Origin of the sequence: Rhodanobacter aciditrophus (assembly GCF_050026795.1) — a bacterium.
Taxonomy (GTDB): Bacteria; Pseudomonadota; Gammaproteobacteria; order Xanthomonadales; family Rhodanobacteraceae; genus Rhodanobacter_A.
In genome coordinates this window covers 342,385-360,863 of record NZ_JALBWP010000010.1, presented here as the reverse complement: position 1 = coordinate 360,863, position 18,479 = coordinate 342,385, and the positions used below count along the sequence as shown (strand labels likewise).

Genomic DNA, 18,479 nt, shown 5'->3' with positions numbered 1-18,479 from the left:
TGGTATAACACACTGATGGATAGCGGCGCCGACGGCCTCGACTATCATCGCCCCACGCCGCCGCGGATCGCCCCATGTACACAGCCTTGCAACAGTTCGCCCAGACGCTGCAACAGAAATTCTCGACCCATGTCAAAGGCGAATCGGAAGATCAACTGCGTGCACCGTTCGAACAACTACTTGTCGAAGCCGGCAAGGCCGCCGGCGTCGCGGTGCTGGCCATAGGCGAGACCCTGCTCGACAACCGCGGCGGCCGCCCGGATTTCGGTATCTCGGCCGACAAGCTGCTGTGCGGCTATGCGGAACTCAAGGCGCCTGGCAAGGGCGCCAACACGGCCGGCTACACCGGCCACGACAAGGCTCAGTGGGAACGCTTCCGCAACCTGCCTAACATCGTCTACAGCGACGGGCGCGAATTCGCGCTGTACCGTCAAGGCAAGCAGGAGCGCCAGTTCCGTCTGCTGCACGACCCGTGCAGCTTGGGCGCCACCGCCGTTGATGCCGACAGTGCCAAACAATTCGACGCGCTGATCCGCGATTTCCTGAGCTGGGAACCGGTGGTGCCGCGCAGTTCCGCCCAGCTCGCCGAATACCTCGCACCGCTGTGCCGCATCCTGCGCGACGACGTGCGCGACGCCCTGCGTAACAAGGCCTCGGGCGTAGTCGCGGCCGCGGAAGACTGGCGCCGCTACTTGTTCCCCGGCGCGGACGACGACCGCTTCGCCGACGCCTATGCGCAAACCGTCACCTTCTCGCTGCTGCTGGCGCGCTCCAATGGCAGCGACACACTGTTCCTCGACGAGGCGATCGCCTCGCTCACCCACGCCAATACCCTGCTGTCGCGCGCGCTGTCCGTGCTCACCGACCCACTGGTGAAGGAGCACCTGAGCACTTCGCTGGGCATGCTGCAGCGAGTCATCCACGCGGTGCCCACGGGCACCATGAGCGGCGGCCGACGCGACCCATGGCTGCACTTCTACGAAGACTTCCTCGCCGCCTACGACCCCAACCTTCGCAAAGACGCCGGCGCCTACTACACGCCGGTGGAAGTGGTGCAGGCGCAAGTGCGCATCGTCGACGACCTGCTACGCACGCGCATGCACAAGCCGATGGGCTTCGCCACCGGCGGCGTCAACGTGCTCGACCCGGCGGTCGGCACCGGCACCTACCTGCTCGGCATCGTCGAACATGCGCTCGCGCGCGTATCGGAGATCGAAGGCCCCGGCGCGGTACCCGCGCGCGCCGACGTGCTGGGCGGCGCGCTGTACGGTTTCGAGATCATGGTCGGCCCTTACGCGGTAGCTGCGCTACGACTCACGCGCATGCTGCAGCAGTACGGCGGCCACGTGCCCAGCGACGGCGTGCAGGTGATGCTGACCAATACACTGGAATCGCCACACGAGAAGATCCCGGAACTGCCGCTGCTGTACCAACCCATCGGACTGGAGCACAAGCGCGCCAAGCGCGTGAAGGAGACCGTGCCGATCCTGGTCTGCCTGGGCAACCCGCCCTACGACCGCCACGCCGCCGCCACCGCCGACAACCAAGCGATGGCTGGCGGCTGGGTACGCTGGGGCGAAAGCAAGAACGGCAGCGACGCCATCCTCGACGACTTCATCGCGCCCGTGAAGGCCGCCGGCCACGGCAACGACCTCAAGAACCTCTACAACCTCTACGTCTACTTCTGGCGCTGGGCACTGTGGAAGACCTTCGAGCACGACCTCGCCACCGGCCCCGGCATCGTCACCTACATCACCGCCAGCTCGTTCATCGACGGCGACGCCTTCCTCGGCCTGCGCCAGCACATGCGCACGGTGTGCGACGAAATCTGGGTCATCGACCTGGGCGGCGAAGGCCGCGGCACGCGCAAGGACGACAACGTGTTCGCCATCCAGACACCGGTGGCCATCACCATTGCCGTGCGCTACGGCAGCCCGCAACCGGCCACACCCGCGAAAACGCATTACGCGCGCATCGAGGGCGCGCGCGCAGCCAAGCTGCATGCGCTGGAAGCCCTGCAGTCGCTGGACGGGCTGGCTTTCGCCGACTGCCCCGACGATTGGCAGGCGCCGTTCCGGCCCGCGGGCAGGGGGATTACTTCGACTGGCCGCTGCTGACGGATTTGATGCCGTGGCAGCACTCGGGAGTGCAAGGCAAGCGCGTATGGCCCATCGCTTCTAGTCCGGATGTACTGGAGACGCGCTGGAAAATCTTGCTGGAATCCAAGGATCGTTCGGAAGCCTTCAAAGAAAGCACGGATCGCCTGATCGCTTCCAGCTATCCGCAATTTCATCCCGCCTGCCCGGATACGACGGCTATCGGAAGCCTTCCCACAGACATGTCTTGCCCAGCACCGCAGCCCTACGGCTATCGAAGTTTCGATCGCCAGTTCATCATCGCGGATGGCCGGCTCTTGTCTCGCCCTCGCCAGCCCCTCTGGCAGAGTTTTTCACCCAGGCAGTTCTTCTTCGCTAGCGTCTTCACCCAGCCGCTCAACATCGGCCCTGCCTTGACAGTCAGTGCGAACGTGCCCGACCTGCACTACTTCCGCGGCTCGTTTGGCGCGAAAGACATCTTTCCGCTCTACCGCGACGCCGCCGCCACGCAGCCCAACCTGCATCCGCAATTGCTTCCGCTGCTGCAGAAAACCTTCGGGGCATCGATCACCGCCGAAGACGTCGCCGCCTATCTGTACGCGGCGCTGGCACAACCAGTCTTCACCGCGCGTTTCCACAAGGAACTGGAAAGCCGCGAACTGCACGTACCACTCACCGCCGACGCAACGCGGTTCGCGCGCGCCGTGGCACTGGGGCGCGAGCTGCTGTTCCTGCACAGCTACGGCGAGCGCTGCGCGAACGGCCAAAGCTGGCCGGCACCGTCGGCAAAATGCATCAAAGCCGTGCCTGCCGGTGGCTTGCCGGAGAAGTTCGCCTATGACGAGGCGCGGCAGGTCATCTCCGTCGGCACTGGTGAATTCGGCCCGGTGCCGAAGGCCGTGTGGGATTACGAGGTATCGGGCCTGAAGGTGGTGCAATCCTGGCTCGGCTATCGCATGAGGAACCGCAAGGGCAAGAAATCTTCGCCACTGGATGAGATCGCGCCCAAGGAATGGAGCGGCGAGTACACCAGCGAGTTCCTGCGCCTGCTTAACCTGCTGACGCGCACGGTCGAATTGCAGCCGACCCAATCCACGCTGCTCGACGCCATCCTCGCCGGCCCGCTGCTTGACGCCTCCATGCTCGGCCCAGTACCGGAACAGTGGCGCAGCGCGCCGAAGCAGTCGGCCTCCCACGGGCTCGACTTGTGACCGTCGTCCGCTGCTCGCAGAAACTCCTGAAGCGCCTGCGTCTGCCATCCGCGTCGCCGGAGCCACCGCCCGCCGACAACCCGCTGGGCGAGTGGTGCGCGGACATCGACTTCATCGACCGCCAGCCGTTCGCGCTGCTGATGAACGCGGCCACCGGCGTTGTGCTGGTGCTGCCGGCCCGTGTGGCTGACCTGAAACGCTTGCACGAGATGGCAGCCAAGCAACTCCGCTTCCTGTTCGCCGCGTGCGACATCGGCGGCGCCTTTGCCGAGGCGGAGCTTGACGCGTGGCGATTGCCGCCGGCTTTCGCGCGCAACACGAACCGTAGCCTGGTCGCCTCGATGAACCAGCGCAAGTACGAGGCATGGGCCCAATTCGCCTGGAACCACCTCACCGCGTTCGAGGTGGCCCAGCGCATGCTGGAAACCCCGTTTTCGCGCAAGGACCTCGGCCGCGATTATCACTACGCCACGGATTTGCTGCGCCGACACCTGCCGGGCATCGCGTCCCGTCCGCCTGCGACGACGCTGCACTGACGGGTGCTACGGTTTCAGCATGCGGATCGCCTCGTCGCGCACGCTGCGCATGGCGGCGTTGAGCGTCTTCGGGTCCATCGCGATCACCGGGTCGAGGTAACGCCTGCGCACAGCGGCGGCAGCGGAGGCATCGTGCAGCTCGGCCAACGCGTAATACAGCCGCGAGGCGCTTTCGATGGTGTGCGGCGCGGTATCGCCGAAGCGCTTGGCGCGGACCTCCAGCACCTGCCGATAGGCGTCGCGGGCGCCTGGCCAATCACCCATGTCGCTTCTGATGTCGCCGATCATGTTCGTGGTGCCAAGCATGATCGGATCGTCCGGTGCAAGTGTACGGCGCTGGCCAGCCAGGGTCTGCTCGGCCTGCACCAGCGCCTGCTTGTACTGGCCTGCCTTGTCCAACAGGCTGGCCAGGCTGCCGCGCGCAAGCAGGGTATGAGGGTGATCCGGACCGAGCTGGCGCAGGTGGGAATCCAGCACCGTATGCTCCAGCGTAGTGGCCTGCGCGTAGTACCGCTGCGCCGCACGGTCGGTGGGCGCAATGTCGCCCTGCTTTGCGACCAGCGCCACCACGCCTGTCATCGCCGAGATCGTCTGCGGATTGTCGGCACCGTAGCTGACTCGCCGCATGTCCACGATGTGCTGCAGCGTGGCGCGCAGCTTTGCCAGCCCTGCTTCGTCGTTGGTCAGTTTGACGGCATTGATGGCCGCCTCGTAGCGCGCGTCCAGAGTGTCGGGATGCTCGGCCCCCAGCCGTCGCGCGCGTACCGCCGCCACCTGCGTCGCCATGTCCTGCGCCCGCTCGAACTCGCCCTGCGAGCGCAGCAGCTTGGCCAAGGTGAGTTTGGCACGTAACGTTTCGGGGTTCTCTGCTCCCAATACGCGCGTGTCCAGCGCCAACAGCGGCTCCAGTTCCGCACGCGCCTCGCGGCGGCGCCCCATCTGCACCAGGGTGTCGACCAGATCGCGCCGCAGCTGCATCAGGCCGTGGTCAGCGGCGGGCAGCTTCGGCTTCAATTCGGCGTACAGGGCCTGCTGTTCCGTCAACGCCTGTTGCTGATGCCCTTGAGCCACCAGCATGCGTGCGCTGCCGGCCTCGGCGGCGATGCGCAGCTCGTCGGTGGACGCCAGTGCTTCGGCCTGCCGGGCGGTGCCGGCGTAGAGGCCTGCCGCTTCGTTGGTCTGTCCTTGCGCCTCCAGCGCGCGCGCCAGGTCGACGCGGGCGGAAAGCAGGTCGCGCGAATCACCTCGCTCGCGCCCGCGCGCGGCCACCACTTCGCGCAGCTCGTCAGCCGCGTGCGCATAGCTGCCGATGCCCAGCAGCACGCGCGCCAGCGACTGGCGCAGGTCGGTGGCAAGCTGCGGCGCATCGGGGAAGGCGCGATCCAGGCTGTCCAGCGTATGCGTCACCACGTAGGTGTCGAACGCGGAACGCGCGATGTCGGTGGCCTGCACGTTGGCGAAGGCGTCGTCGAGTGCGCCGCCGGCTGCCGGGGCGCCCTTTGCGGCCGGTGCCAGTGCCGCCTCGACCTGCCGCTGCGTGGCTGCGACCACGGCATGCCCCATCGCGCCGATGTCCACGCTGTCGTACATCGACTGCTGGAACTGCACCATGCGTTCCAGCTGCCGCTGGCGCTGCTCCGCCAGGCGCTGCTGCACGCGCGCCTGGTGCAGCGAATACAGCGAGGTCGCAAGGCCGGCGAGCACGCTGAGCACCAACGCCGCGGCGGCGGTCAACGGCCAGCGGTTGCGCTGCAGGAAGCGGCGCAGGCGGTACAGGCGGCGTCCGCGTCGCGCCTGCACGGGCCGCTGCTCCAGCCAGTTACGCAGGTCGGCGGCGAGCGCGCCCACCGTGGCGTAGCGCTCGCCCGCCCGGCGACGCAGCGCCTTCAGCGCGATCGCGTCGATGTCGGCCGGCACCGTGCAGCGCAGCGCGGCGTCGCCGTTCGCATCCGCCTGCCTCGCGCTGCGGCTGGGCGGCACGATCTCGCCCGCGACGATTGCGTGGCTCAGCTGGTGCGGCGTGGTGATGTGCTGCCAGGGTCGCCGTCCCGCGACCAGCTGGTACAGCACCATGCCCAGGCCGTAGACGTCCACCGCGGTGGTCAGCGGCTGCTGCTCGATCTGCTCGGGGCTGGCGTAGGCCAGGGTCAGCGCACGCTGGCCGGCTTCGGTGAGCGTGGCTTCGGTGGCTTCGGCGTCGATCAGGCGGGCGATGCCGAAGTCCAGCAGCTTGGGCTGGCCCTGCGCATCGACCAGGATGTTGGCGGGCTTCAGGTCGCGGTGGATCACCAGGTTGCGGTGCGCATACTCGACCGCGGCGCAGACCTTGAGGAACAGTGCAATGCGGGCGCGCAGGTCCAGCCCCCGCCGGTCGCACCACTCGTCGATGCGCTCGCCCTCGACGTATTCCATCGCCAGGAAAGGCTGGCCGTCGGAGAACAGGCCGCCGTCGAGCAGGCGCGCGATGCCCGGGTGCTCCAGCCGCGCCAGCAGCTGCCGTTCGCGCGCGAAGCGTTCCAGCAGCATCGGCGACCTCACCGCCGCGGCGCCCAGCACCTTCAGCGCCACCTGCTGCGCATAGCCCGCATCCACGCGCTCGGCGAGGTAGACCACGCCCATGCCACCCTCGCCCACGCGGCGTACCAGGCGGTAGCGGAGCGGCGCGGCAGCCTGCGCGTCGAGGCCGCTCAGGTCGACCGTGTCACCCGGCAGCAGCGGCAACGTGGCGGTATGGCTGCACTCGATCGCGGCAACCATCCAGCGCACTTCGCGCGCCAACGCCTCGTCGTCGCCGCATTCGCGCGCGATCGCGGCATCGCGCCCGGACGCGTCGACTTCCAGCGCGCTCATGGCGATGTACTTGGCCCGCAGGTAGCGGTCGGTCGGCTGACCGGTCATGGTTCCCCCTGTGTGCGCTGCACGCATGGTGCACGCGGTGCAGCAGCCATGCCGCGCGTTTCAGCGGCACAGGATAAGCCATCGGACCGATGTCGGGCCAAGCCGGCCCGGCTGCGCCGGGAGAGCGGGAGGGATGCGCCGCGAGCGGAACCTAGCCGTCGGTGTCGCGGCGCGAGGCGACCACGACCGGCTGCTTCCTGGCATGCGGATGGTGGACGGCGAGGCGGGTCGCGGTGCGGCGTGTGCGGTGCGCAGGGCCACGCCGGCAGGCGCTGCCGCGCGAGCCGCAGCGGCGGCTCGCCACGGCCACCGGCTTGCCGTGGCCCTCCTTGCGGATCGGCCCGGGCCGGCGTTCCGAGGCCGGCACGGTATCCGCCTCGGCTGTCCGGATCGGCGAGATCGCCTCCAGGATGCGGGCGGCACGGCTACCGGGACGCACGCCGGCGGCTTCGGCCACCAGCAACGGCGGCGTCTGGCGTCCCTCGAAACCGTCATCCAGCAGGCGTGCCATCAGCCTGTCGCGTCCCGCGGCGGTGCGGCCGCCCAGCACCACGGCAAACAGGCGGTGGCCGTCGCGCACGGCGGTGGAGGCGAGGTTGAAGCCGGAAGCGTCGGTGAAGCCGGTCTTCAGGCCGTCCATGCCGGGATAGCGGTACATCAGGTTGTTGTGGCCGCGCACGATGTGGCCGCGGAACACGAACTCCTGGGTGGCGAAGAAATGCGCGTACTGCGGAAAGTCGCGATACAGCGCCATCGCCAGCTTCACCAGGTCGTGCGCGGTGGAGGTGTTGTCGGGATCGGGCAGGCCGGAGGCGTTGGCGAAATGCGTGTCGCTCATGCCGAGCAGCGCAGCCTGCGCGTTCATCATCTCGGCGAAGTGGCTCTCGCTGCCGCCGATGCCCTCGGCCATCACGGTGGCGGCGTCGTTCGCCGACTTGGTGACCATGCCGAGGATGCAGTCCCGCACCGAGATGGTCTGGCCAGCGCGCAGGCCCAGCTTGGTGGGCGACTTGCCCGCCGCCCAGGCGGACACCGCCATCGGCTGGTCGAGTGTCAGCTTGCCGCTCTTCAGCCCCTGGAAGGTGAGGTAGAGCGTCATCATCTTGGTCAGCGAGGCGGGGTAGTCGCGGTGATCGGCGTTGACCTGTTCCAGGATCTGGCCGTCGGTGCCGTCGACGACGATGGCCGCGTATCCGGCATGCGCCGCAGCGGTGAACGCGCCGAGGCCGCACAGCAGCGCCAGCAGCAGCATCGCACGCAGCCGACCCAGGATTCCCCCCTGCCTCATGGATTCGATGGCCACCCGACTACCTCGCAAACAGCAGACCGCAACATTACCCCACGTGGGCGCGACCTTAACGCAAGGCCACGGCAAATTCCATAGGCAAGACTTGAAATAAATTCGTTAAGTCGATGTTCTGCAATGATATTGTTTTGAAGCAAATCCGGTTAGGGGAAGCCGCAAGGCCCCGGCACCCACTAGAATGCGCAGATGTCCCTGATCCAGCTGCAACACGTCGACTTCTCGATCGGCGGCCCTCTCCTGCTCGAACACGTCGATCTCTCCATCGACCGTCATGAGCGGATCTGTATCGTCGGCCGCAACGGCGAAGGCAAATCCACCCTGATGAAGCTGATCGCGGGCGAGCTGAAGCCCGATGACGGCGAAGTGCGCGTGCAGACCGGTACGGTGATCGCACGCATGGCGCAGGAAGTGCCGCAGGGTACCGCCGGCAGCGTGTTCGACGTGGTGGCCGAGGGCCTGGGCGACCTCGGCCAGTTGCTGGCGCGCTACCACCACCTGTTGCATGAAGGTGACCTCGATGCGCTGGGCGAGGTGCAGGCGCAGATCGAAGCGCGCCACGGCTGGGACCTCGACCGCCGCGTCACCGAGGTGCTGACCCGGCTGGAACTCCCCGCCGATACCGACTTCGTCGCGCTCTCCGGCGGCATGAAGCGCCGCGTGCTGCTGGCGCAGGCGCTGGTGCGCAAGCCCGACGTGCTGCTGCTGGACGAGCCCACCAACCATCTCGACATCGAGGCGATCGGCTGGCTGGAAGGCTTCCTGAAATCCTTCGACGGCAGCCTGGTCTTCGTCACCCACGACCGCAGCTTCCTGCAGGCGCTGGCCACGCGCATCGTGGAGATCGACCGCGGCGCGCTCACCGACTGGCCCGGGGACTACGCCAACTACCTGCGCCGCCGCGAGGAACGCCTGCACGCCGAGGCGCAGGCCAACGCGCTGTTCGACAAGAAGCTGGCGCAGGAAGAAGTGTGGATCCGCCAGGGCATCAAGGCCCGCCGCACGCGCAACGAAGGCCGCGTGCGCGCACTGAAGGCACTGCGCGTGGAACGCGCGGAGCGTCGCGAGCTGGGCGGCAACGTGAAAATGACCGCGGCCAACGCGCAGGCCTCCGGCAAGAAGGTGATCGATCTGGAACACGTGCACCAGAGCTACGGCGGGCGCGTGCTGATCGACGACCTCACCACCACGGTGATGCGCGGCGACCGCATCGGCATCATCGGCCCCAACGGCACCGGCAAGAGCACCCTCCTCAAGATCATGCTGGGCGAACTGAAGCCCGAGCGCGGCAGCGCCACGCTGGGCACCGGCATCCAGATCGCCTACTTCGACCAGCACCGGCTGCAGCTCGACGACACGCAGAACGCGCTGGACAACGTGGCCGAGGGCCGCGAGTACATCGAGCTGGGCGGCCAGCGCAAGCACATCATCGGCTACCTGCAGGATTTCCTGTTCTCGCCCGAGCGCGCCCGCGCGCCGATCACCCGGCTTTCCGGCGGCGAACGCAACCGCCTGCTGCTGGCCAAGCTGTTCGCGCAGCCGTCGAATCTGCTGGTCATGGACGAACCCACCAACGACCTCGACGTGGAAACGCTGGAACTGCTGGAAGAGCTTCTCACCGACTACCAGGGCACCCTGCTGCTGGTCTCGCACGACCGCGCCTTCCTCGACAACGTGGTGTCCAGCACGCTGGTGCTGGAGGGCGACGGCCAGGTCGGCGAATACGTGGGCGGCTACAGCGACTGGCTGCGGCAGCGGCCTGCGGCGGTGGCCGCCACCCCCGCACCGGCCGCCAGGGTCGCCGCTCCGGCGCCGCCGCCCGCACCTGCGCCCGAAACCAGGCGCAAGCTCAGCTACAAGGACCAGCGCGAACTGGAGCAGCTGCCCACGCGCATCGAGCAGCTCGAGGCGGACATCGCCGCAAGCGGCGAGGCGATGAACGACCCCACGTTCTTCCAGCAGGACAGCGCCGCCATCGTCAAGGCGAACGAAGCGCTGGCGAAACTGCAGGTGGAACTGGAAAACGCCTACGCGCGCTGGGCGGAACTGGACGGTTGAGCGAGGCGTATCATCGTCGGGTTGCCAAGCAAGGACATCGCCCGTGTACACGCTCTACTACGCCCCCGGCTCCGCCAACCTCGTCGTGCACCTTGCATTGATCGAGGCCGGCGCGCCCTACGAACTCAAGCGCATCGACATCGAGAACGGCGAGCAGCGCAGCCCGGCCTACCTCGCCGTCAATCCGCACGGCGTGGTGCCCACGCTCGTGGTCGACGGCAGGCCGTACATGGAGGCCGCTGCGCTGGCGCTGCTGGTGGCCGAGCGCCACCCGGAAGCGCCGCTGGCGCCGCCAGCCGGCACGGCGCAGCGCGCGGACTACCTGCAGTGGATGCTCTACCTCGCCAACACCCTGCAGCCGCTGTTCCGCCAGTGGTTCTACCCGAACGACCATGTCGCCGTGGGCGGCGATGCCATCAGGGAACACTCGCGCATCGGCATCGGCAAATGCTGGGACTACATCGACGCGCACCTCGGCGCGCGCGGCCCGTACATGCTGGGCGAGCGCTTCAGCCTGGTGGACCTGTACGCGCTGATGCTGATGCGCTGGGCGCGCAACATGCCCCGGCCCGCCACCGCATGGCCGCACGTCGCCGCCCTCGCCAGCCGGCTCAAGGAGCGGCCATCATGGCGGCGCATGTGCGAGGAAGAAGGCCTGGTGGAGTGGGCGTAGGCCCAAGCGACGCACACCCGGTCCCGCGGGAGTCCGGCGGCGGGTGTTGCCCTGGCCTCGCCGCATCGGGGCAAAAGCATCGCCGCCGGCGTACTCCTACGGCGGCAGCGGCAGCCACAGGGTGGCCAACGCGCCGCGGGCGCCGTCGCGCGGCAGCAGGCTGACGCCACCATCGTGCGCCTCGGCGATCTGCCGCGCCAGCGCGAGGCCGATGCCGGAGCCGCCGGGCTTGGTGGTGAAGAACGGCACGAACAGGTTGTCGCTGGACGGCGGCCCGGGGCCATCGTCCTCGACCTCGATGCATGCGCGTTCGTCGCGGCGTCGCCAGCGCACCCGAACTCCGCCACCGGGCAATGCGGCTTCCACCGCGTTGCGCAGGAGATTGATCAGCGCCTGTTCGAGCTGGTCGGGGTCGGCCTGCAGGGTCAGCGGCTCGCCCGCCTCGACCACGACCGCCAGCCGCTGCTCCAGCCTCGCGAGCTTGGCCACCAGCCCGGCCAGTTCCACCGCGCGCGGCTGCGGCGGCGGCAGGCGCGCCAGCTTGCTGTAGCTGGAAAGGAAGCGCCCCAGCGCCTCGGCGCGGTGGCCGATCAGCTCCAGCCCGCCGCGGAAATCCTCGCGCCAGTCATCCGGCAGCGGATCGCGCGCCGCCAGCGTGGCCAGCGTGCCGGCCATCGACTGGATCGGCGCCAGCGAGTTGTTGACCTCGTGGCCCAGCACGCGCAGCAGGCGCTGCCACGCCGCGCGCTCCTCCTCGCGCAACACGCGGCCCACGTCGTTGACCACCAGCAGTTGCCCGCCACGGCCACCGCTGCGCAGCGCCGCGTGGCGGATCTCGAAGCGCCCGCTGCGCCCCGGAAACACATGCGCGAGCAGGCGCGCGGTCGGCCCCTCCAGCAGCGGGGCCAGACCGAGCTCCGCGGCGCTCAGCCCGAACAGCCGATGGCGCTCGGCATCCAGCAGGCGCTGCGCCGCCGGGTTGAGCAGGCGCAACCGCAGGCCTTCGTCGAACACGAACACCGCGCTGTCCAGCGCGGCCAGCGTCTTGCCGAGCAGGTAGGAGGATTCCTCGAACTCCAGCCGCTCGCGCTGCAGCCGCTCGGCCAGCGCGTTGATGTCGTAGATCGCGTCGCCCAGCACGCCGCCCTGCACGCCGCGCAGGCTGTAGTCGCCCTGACGCAGCGCCTCCAGCAAACCGGACAGCGTGTACAGCGGAAACACCACGCGCCGATACTGCCAGCGCGCCAGCAGCAGCGTGGCAACGACGGCGGCAGCGATGCACATCCAGCGCAGCGAGGCGTCCCACGCGGCCTGGGCCAGCATGAGGGCGACGAGCAAACCCGGCGTGGCCACCAGCAGGCTGCCGAGCAGCACGCGCCGCTCGAAACGCGGCATGCGCCCGGCACGCAGCGCGGCGGGTTCAGCCGGCATCGCCGCCGGCGTCGCGCAGATCGTGCTTCTCCAGCCGCCGGTACAGCGACTGCCGGGTGATGCCCAGCGCGTCGGCGGCGCGTTGCAGGTTGCCCTCGAAGCGTTCCAGCGCGCGCTGCACCAGGTGCGCCTCGGCCTGCTCCAGCGTCATGCCGTCGAGATCGGCGGCGGGTTGCGCGGCGGCCTCGCCGAAGGCCAGCGCGGCCGCCGCCACCTCGTCGTGCTCGGCGAGCAGCACGGCGCGTTCCATCAGGTGCTGCAATTCGCGCACGTTGCCGGGCCAGCGCCAGCCGCTGAGCGCCCGTTCGGCCGAAGGCGCCAGCCGCACGCCGTCGCGGCCGTAGCGCTGCGCGTGACGGGCCAGGAAGGCTCGCGCCAGCGGCAGGATGTCCTCCGCGCGCTCGCGCAGCGGCGGCAGGCGCACTTCCAGCGTGTTGAGGCGATAGAGCAGGTCCTTGCGGAAGCGGCCCGCGGCCACCTCGGCCTGCAGGTCCGCGTTGGTGGCGGAAACCAGCCGCACGTCCACCTTCTGCGTGCGCGAGGAGCCCAGCCGCTCGAACTCGCCCTCCTCCAGCACGCGCAGCAGCTTCGGCTGTTGTGCGGCCGGCACGTTGCCCACCTCGTCGAGGAACAGCGTGCCGCCGTCGGCCAGCTCGAAGCGGCCGATGCGCTCGCTCTTCGCGTCGGTGTAGGCGCCGCGCACGTGGCCGAACATCTCGGACTCGAACACGCTCTCGGCGATGCCGCCCATGTTGACCTTGACCAGCGAGCGGGCCGCGCGCGGCGAGCGCCGGTGCAGCAGTTGCGCGATCACCCCCTTGCCGGTGCCGTTCTCGCCCAGCACCAGCACGTTGGCGTCGCTGGGCGCGATACGCTCGACCAGCGCCAGCACGCGGCGCATCGCCGGCGACTCGGCGATGAATTCCTCGCCCGCCTCGCCACGCAGCAGCGCGTTCTCCGCCTCCAGCCGGCGCTGCCGGCGGGCGCCCTCGGCCAACGCGACCTGTGCGCGCAGCACGCTGACCAGGCGCGCGTTGTCCCACGGCTTCTCGATGAAGTCGGCGGCGCCGCGGCGCATCGCCTCCACGGTGAGCGGCACGTTACCCCACGCGGTCATCGCCACCACCGGCACCTCGGGCGCCAGCTGGCGCAGGCGCTCCAGCAGGTCCAGCCCCTCCTCGCCCGAAGTGGTGTCGCGCGAGTAGTTGCAGTCGATCAGCGCGCAGGTGAACTCGCGCCTGCGCACCGCTTCCAGCACGGCCGCCGGATCGGCCACGCCCACGCTGGCGATGCCCTCGGCCTTCAGCAGCAGGCGCAGCGCCTCGCGCACGTCGGCCTGGTCGTCGGCGATCAGGATGGTGGGTGTCGGTTCGCGTGCCATGCCGTCGCTCATCCGTGCAGTGTAGCGATCACTCGTAGCGCAACGCGACGGCCGGGTCCACGCGCAGCGCGCGCAGCAGCGGCACCAGCGCGGCCAGCGCGGATACCCCGACCACCACCAGCAGCACCGGCACGAATACGACCGGATCGTGGGCGCGCGTGTGCAGCCCCGGATCGGCCAGCATTCCCGACCACGGCCAAGCCAGCACCAGGCCGATCACCAGTCCAAAGCCGAGTTGCCAGAACAACCGGCGCCCCACCTGCACCACGATCGCCCCGCCGCCGGCGCCGATGGCGCGGCGGATGCCGATTTCGCGCGTGCGCTGTTCCACCGAGAACGCCAGCACGCCGTACAGGCCGGCCGCCGCCAGCAGCAGTGCCATGAACCCCAGCGCCGCGAATACATCCGCAAGCACGCTCAGACCCAGGCGCGATTGCGCCATGTCGCGGGCCTGGCTCGCCTGCGCGTACACGGCCGCCTGCGGATCAACCCCGTGCACGGCTCGATCCAGCTGTTGCACGAAGCTCCCGGCCCGGGCATGAGTGCGTACCGCCAGACCTACACCGTGCAGCGGCTGCTGGCCCGCGGACTGCTCCAGTGGCAGCAGCAGGCCCGGCAGGGATTTTTCCAGCAGGCCGTCCAGCTGCAAAGGCTCGATCACGCCTACCACCGTCAGGCTGCGTGCCTGCGGCCGGCCTGGCCAGAGCACCAGCTTGCGGCCCAGTGCGTCATCGTGCGGCCACATCGCATCGGCCATCTTGGCGTCCACCACGGCTACCGGCGCGCTGTCCGCGCGGTCGCGCGCATCGAAGAAGCGGCCCTCGAGCAGGCGCACCCCATAGGCATCGAGGAAATGCGGATCGGCGATGGCCATCTGCGCGCGCGGCCAGCCATCCTGCGGTTGCGCGTGGCCAGGCAGCGACACATCCTCATGGCTGCCCAGTACCGCACTGGGCACCGCATTGGATGCGGTGGCGTCCACCACGCCCGGATCATGGCGCAACTGCTCCACCACATCGTGGAAGAAGCGGATGCGTTGTGCATCCTTCTGATACAGCGCGGGCGGCAACGCCACGTTGGCCGTGAGCACGTGCGAGGCGTGCGCGGCGCCCACATTCGGCGTGGCCAGCAATGTGTCGACGGCGCGCACGAAGGTGCCGGCGCCGACCAGCAACACCACCGTCAGCGCCACCTCGACCACCACCATCAACCGGGTGACGCGCACGAAGCCGCCGCCGGAGCCTTTGCTGCCGTCACGCAGGGCATCCTGCAGGTCGACACGCGACACGCGCCAAGTGGGAATGCCGGCGGCGAGCGCCGTGCCCAGCAGTGCCACCACGATGCCGAAGACCACCACCTGGCCATCGATGCCATGCACGAACAGCGTCTGCTCAGGATGTGCATTCACCCATGTGGCATGGAGCCAGTCGCCGCACGCGCGCGTGATCGGAAACGCCAACGCCAGCGCGGCCGCCCCCAGCCACAGGCTTTCGGCCAGCACCCCCATCATCAGGCGCGCCCGCGAGCCGCCCAGGGCACTGCGCAGGGCCATTTCATGGCGTCTTTGCAGTGTCTGCACCAACCGCAGGTTGCCCACGTTGATGCATGCCAGCAGCAATACCAGTACACCGGCGCCGAACATCAGCCATACCCAGCGCACCATGTCCCTGGGCACGAAGCCCGCGGCCAGCGAACCGATGACCAGTGGTTCGGCATGCATGCCCAGCGGCAGGTCGCGCCCGAGTCGTGCCGCCCAGGCATCCAGTTCCGCACGCGCGCCGCTCATCCGGACGCCAGGTGCGAGCCGACCCACGACATCGATCTCGCGATGCTGCCCGGCCTGCAAACGCAGCGGCAGCCAGAGCTGGATGCCACCGGGGAAATTGAACCTGGCAGGCAGCACCCCGACCACGCTGGCCCACTCGCCATTGACGCGCACGCTGCGCCCGAGGATGTGCGGATCGGCATGAAACGCGCGGCGCCAGAGCGGTTCGCTCAACACCACCACGCGCGGCGCACCGGATGCATCGTCGCCGGCGGCCAGCCCGCGCCCAAGCAATGGCCGGACGCCCAGCATGTGCATCAGTTGCGCCGTCATGGGTGCGCCACGGTAATGGGCTGCCCCGGTGCCGTCGTCGAGATTGACGCCGACGGTGTCGAACGCCCCCATCGCATCCAGACTGCGCAGCTTGTCCTTGAGCGCCAGATACTGGTCGCTGTCCATCCCGCCGATGGTGTTGGATCGGGGTTCGCCCACCGTCGCCAGCCGCTCGACATCGGGAAACGGCAATGGCTGCAGGATCAGCGAATTGACGGTGGTGAACAGGAACAGCACCACGCCCAGTCCAACGCCGAGCACCGCAACCGACAGCAAGGCGTAGCCAGGTCGCCGTGCCAGTCGTCGCCACGCTTCGCCTAATTCGCGCACGACCATCGTCACTCTCCCCGCAAGGCGCGCATCGGCGCCACGCGCGCCGCACGCAGGGCCGGCAACAGGCAGGCGACGCCCCCTGCGATGGCCAGCACCACGGCCACGCCCAGCATCACCAGCGGATCGAATGCGCCGCCGCGACCGACCAGCGTCATCAGCACCTGCGACACGGCATGCGCCACCAGCCACGCCGCTCCGATGCCCAGCGCCAGCCCAACCGCGACCTGCAACAGGCCACCGCGCAACACCAGCACAAGCAGGCGCGAAGGCGCCGCACCCAGCGCCATGCGCACACCGAACTCGCGTTCGCGCGCCGCCACCGCCACCGCCATCACCGCGTACAAACCCGCCGCTGCCAGCAGCAGCGCGAGCGTGGCGAACAGGCCGATCAGCCACAGGCTGAGCCGCGCGGTGGCGGTGGTCGCACGCACGATGCTGTGCAGCGAGCGCAAGTTGCCGATGGGCTGCCCAGGCGCGATCTCCGCCAGGGCTTCGCGCACGCCGGCGCGCCAGTCGGCCATGCTGCCGTGGCCGCGCAGCGCGAAACGCAGGGGCTCGAGGCTGCGGAACAGCGCCATCATCCTCTCGGGAACCTGCGCCAACGGCGCGTACAGCACCGGCTGCCTCTGCTGCAGTGGCCCCATCTGGTAGGTCGCGCCCACCACGCCGACGATGCGCGCCGTCCGCATCGCATCGCCGACGCCATGCACGTCGATCATCCTGCCCAACGCGTGGCCGCCGTAATACTTGTCGGCCAGATCCTGACTGACGATCACCACGCCCTCGCTGCCGCGCGCGTCGTTGCGGGTGAAGGTTCGCCCCCGGATGAGCGGAATCCCGAACAACTTGAAAAAGCCGGGCTCGATGCCGTGGTATTGCGTCAGGAAGGTCTCACCGCCCGGCAGGGTCACCTGGGTCTGGCCCTGCTCGAGCATGCCGTGGCTGATCGGCAGGGTGGTGGTCGCCACCGCGTCGGTGACGCCGGGGATCGTCTTCAGTCGTTGCATCAAGCGCTGCGCCAGCGCCTGCACCGCAGCGGCATCCGGGTAGTCCGCCTGCACCGGCGCCAGATCGAAGGTCAGCACGTTGCCGTCGGCAAAGCCCAGCTCCAGCTGTGACGCACCGTGCAGCACATGCACCAACACGCCGGCCGCGCTGAGCAGCATCGCCGCCAGCGCCACCTGGGCCACCACCAACAGGCGCCCCAGACGGCCGCCACGCAGGCCGATCCCGCTGCGCCCACCTTCGCGCAACTCGTCCGCCGGCGTCGCATGCCGGCTACGCCACAGGGCCAGGCCCGCCGCCAGCAGCGCGCCCAGCAAGCCCATCGCGAAGGCCAGCGCCCACGCCATCGCGCCGACCTGCAGGCCTCCATGCCACAGCCACCGGGCGGGAATATAGCCTCGCAGCAAGGCCAGGCCGGTCGTCGCCAGCGCCATGCCCAGCAGCGCGCCGCAGCCGCCGACCAGCAGGCCTTCACCCAGCGCCGGCAACAGCAGCCGCAGCCGCCAGGCGCCCAGCGCGCTGCGCACCGCGAGATCATGGTGGCGCGACAGCGAGCGCACCAGCATCAGGTTGACCAGGTTGACCAGCGCGATCAGCAACACCAGCAGCGCGCCAGCCAGGAACAGCAGCAGCAACGGCCGGGCATCCTGCTGCACGGCGGCGGCCAGGCTTTCGGCGCGGTAACGCGGCTTCTTCCAGTTGCCGCCCATGCCCATCTCGCGGAACATCGTGCGTTCGTGTGCATCGGCCTCGGCGGACACCGTGGCGATCGTCGCACCGGGTGCCATCCGCGCGATCGCCGTGTGGCCGTTGCGGTTGACGTCGTAGCTGACCAGCGGCAGCGCCATCGGCAAAACCACGTCGCCGGGGCCGAGCACGGTATTCAGCGCCGCCGGCAGCACGCCCACGATGGTATGCGGCATGCCCTCGACGTCGAGTCGCATGCCGATGACGTCGTGGGTGCCGTTGTAGCGGCGTTGCCAGAAACCATGGCTGATGAGCACCGCTGGCGGCCCGTGCGGGCTGTCCTCGGCCGCGGAGAAATTGCGCCCCAGCACCGGCCTGAGCTCCAGCGTCGGCAGCAGGTGCCGATCCATGTAGATCACCGGCACCTGCGCCGGCACGCCCGCGCCTGCCACGTTCACGGTCGAGCCCGGCCGCTCCAGCGCCAGCGAAGCCACGCTCTCCAGTTTGCCGAGCGACTGGTACTCGTGCGGCGAAATGGTGTCGACCTGGCCGTTGTCGCGCATGTTGCCGATCACCACCAGCCGCGACGCCCGCGGTACCGGCAAGGGCCGCCACAGGCTGTCCTGGACCAGCGCAGCCACCGCCACGCTGGCGCCGATCCCCAGCGCCAGCACGCCGCTCGCCAGCAGCAGGAAACCGGGGCGGCGCAGCATGGCCCGCCATGCGCGCCAGATCTCGGCGAACCAGATATTCATGCGCGAGCCCTCCC

At 69.1% G+C, this 18,479-nt stretch carries 11 protein-coding genes; 5 read left to right on the top strand and 6 right to left on the bottom strand.

The window, feature by feature from the left end:
- Positions 1–74 precede the first annotated feature (74 nt).
- The 3 genes from ACQGNW_RS06545 to ACQGNW_RS06535 are packed head-to-tail and all read left to right on the top strand — an operon-like array spanning position 75 to position 3,843.
- Entirely contained in the window at positions 75–2,117 is a 2,043-nt protein-coding gene (locus ACQGNW_RS06545; RefSeq protein WP_426662332.1) for an N-6 DNA methylase, read from the top strand.
- Between the two features lie 8 nt (positions 2,118–2,125).
- Positions 2,126–3,307 carry a type ISP restriction/modification enzyme gene (locus ACQGNW_RS06540; protein WP_426662331.1) on the top strand — a complete coding sequence of 394 codons (1,182 nt, stop codon included), beginning with the start codon at positions 2,126–2,128 and terminating at the stop codon, positions 3,305–3,307.
- On the top strand, positions 3,304–3,843 hold the full coding sequence (locus ACQGNW_RS06535) for a DUF6933 domain-containing protein (protein ID WP_426662330.1): 540 nt from the start codon (positions 3,304–3,306) through the stop codon (positions 3,841–3,843). Before ACQGNW_RS06540 ends, ACQGNW_RS06535 begins: the two co-directional genes overlap by 4 nt.
- A gap of 6 nt (positions 3,844–3,849) precedes the next feature.
- Here the strand turns inward: ACQGNW_RS06535 and ACQGNW_RS06530 are convergent, their stop codons facing one another.
- Both ACQGNW_RS06530 and ACQGNW_RS06525 read right to left on the bottom strand, forming a co-directional pair.
- Entirely contained in the window at positions 3,850–6,741 is a 2,892-nt protein-coding gene (locus ACQGNW_RS06530; RefSeq protein ID WP_426662329.1) for a serine/threonine-protein kinase, read from the bottom strand.
- A gap of 151 nt (positions 6,742–6,892) precedes the next feature.
- On the bottom strand, positions 6,893–8,029 hold the full coding sequence (locus ACQGNW_RS06525; RefSeq protein ID WP_426662328.1) for a D-alanyl-D-alanine carboxypeptidase family protein: 1,137 nt from the start codon (positions 8,027–8,029) through the stop codon (positions 6,893–6,895).
- A 204-nt stretch (positions 8,030–8,233) separates the two neighbouring features.
- On the opposite strand from ACQGNW_RS06525, the gene ACQGNW_RS06520 reads away from it, so the two are divergent.
- Both ACQGNW_RS06520 and ACQGNW_RS06515 read left to right on the top strand, forming a co-directional pair.
- Complete coding sequence (locus ACQGNW_RS06520; protein WP_426662327.1) at positions 8,234–10,102, top strand: ATP-binding cassette domain-containing protein; 1,869 nt, start codon at positions 8,234–8,236, stop codon at positions 10,100–10,102.
- A 43-nt stretch (positions 10,103–10,145) separates the two neighbouring features.
- Entirely contained in the window at positions 10,146–10,775 is a 630-nt protein-coding gene (locus ACQGNW_RS06515) for a glutathione S-transferase family protein (protein ID WP_426662326.1), read from the top strand.
- Positions 10,776–10,871: 96 nt separating this feature from the next.
- Here the strand turns inward: ACQGNW_RS06515 and ACQGNW_RS06510 are convergent, their stop codons facing one another.
- The 4 genes from ACQGNW_RS06510 to ACQGNW_RS06495 are packed head-to-tail and all read right to left on the bottom strand — an operon-like array spanning position 10,872 to position 18,465.
- On the bottom strand, positions 10,872–12,206 hold the full coding sequence (locus tag ACQGNW_RS06510; protein ID WP_426662324.1) for a sensor histidine kinase: 1,335 nt from the start codon (positions 12,204–12,206) through the stop codon (positions 10,872–10,874).
- Positions 12,196–13,587, bottom strand: a complete 1,392-nt coding sequence (locus tag ACQGNW_RS06505; protein ID WP_426662322.1) for a sigma-54-dependent transcriptional regulator — start codon at positions 13,585–13,587, stop codon at positions 12,196–12,198. The genes ACQGNW_RS06510 and ACQGNW_RS06505 overlap by 11 nt, the downstream gene beginning before the upstream one ends.
- 28 nt (positions 13,588–13,615) lie before the next feature.
- Positions 13,616–16,021 (bottom strand): ADOP family duplicated permease, encoded by a 2,406-nt coding sequence (locus ACQGNW_RS06500; protein WP_426662321.1) that lies wholly within the window; start codon positions 16,019–16,021, stop codon positions 13,616–13,618.
- Between the two features lie 2 nt (positions 16,022–16,023).
- Positions 16,024–18,465, bottom strand: coding sequence for an ABC transporter permease (locus ACQGNW_RS06495; RefSeq protein ID WP_426662320.1), 2,442 nt, complete (start codon positions 18,463–18,465; stop codon positions 16,024–16,026).
- Between the last annotated feature and the right edge of the window lie 14 nt (positions 18,466–18,479).

Coding starts and splice junctions, on each gene's coding strand:
- ACQGNW_RS06520 (WP_426662327.1), top strand. CDS start 8,234: ATGTCCCTGATCCAGCTGCAACACGTCGACTTCTCGATCGGCGGCCCT.
- ACQGNW_RS06500 (WP_426662321.1), bottom strand. CDS start 16,021: ATGGTCGTGCGCGAATTAGGCGAAGCGTGGCGACGACTGGCACGGCGA.
- ACQGNW_RS06510 (WP_426662324.1), bottom strand. CDS start 12,206: ATGCCGGCTGAACCCGCCGCGCTGCGTGCCGGGCGCATGCCGCGTTTC.
- ACQGNW_RS06495 (WP_426662320.1), bottom strand. CDS start 18,465: ATGAATATCTGGTTCGCCGAGATCTGGCGCGCATGGCGGGCCATGCTG.
- ACQGNW_RS06505 (WP_426662322.1), bottom strand. CDS start 13,587: ATGGCACGCGAACCGACACCCACCATCCTGATCGCCGACGACCAGGCC.
- ACQGNW_RS06530 (WP_426662329.1), bottom strand. CDS start 6,741: ATGACCGGTCAGCCGACCGACCGCTACCTGCGGGCCAAGTACATCGCC.
- ACQGNW_RS06525 (WP_426662328.1), bottom strand. CDS start 8,029: ATGAGGCAGGGGGGAATCCTGGGTCGGCTGCGTGCGATGCTGCTGCTG.
- ACQGNW_RS06545 (WP_426662332.1), top strand. CDS start 75: ATGTACACAGCCTTGCAACAGTTCGCCCAGACGCTGCAACAGAAATTC.
- ACQGNW_RS06540 (WP_426662331.1), top strand. CDS start 2,126: ATGCCGTGGCAGCACTCGGGAGTGCAAGGCAAGCGCGTATGGCCCATC.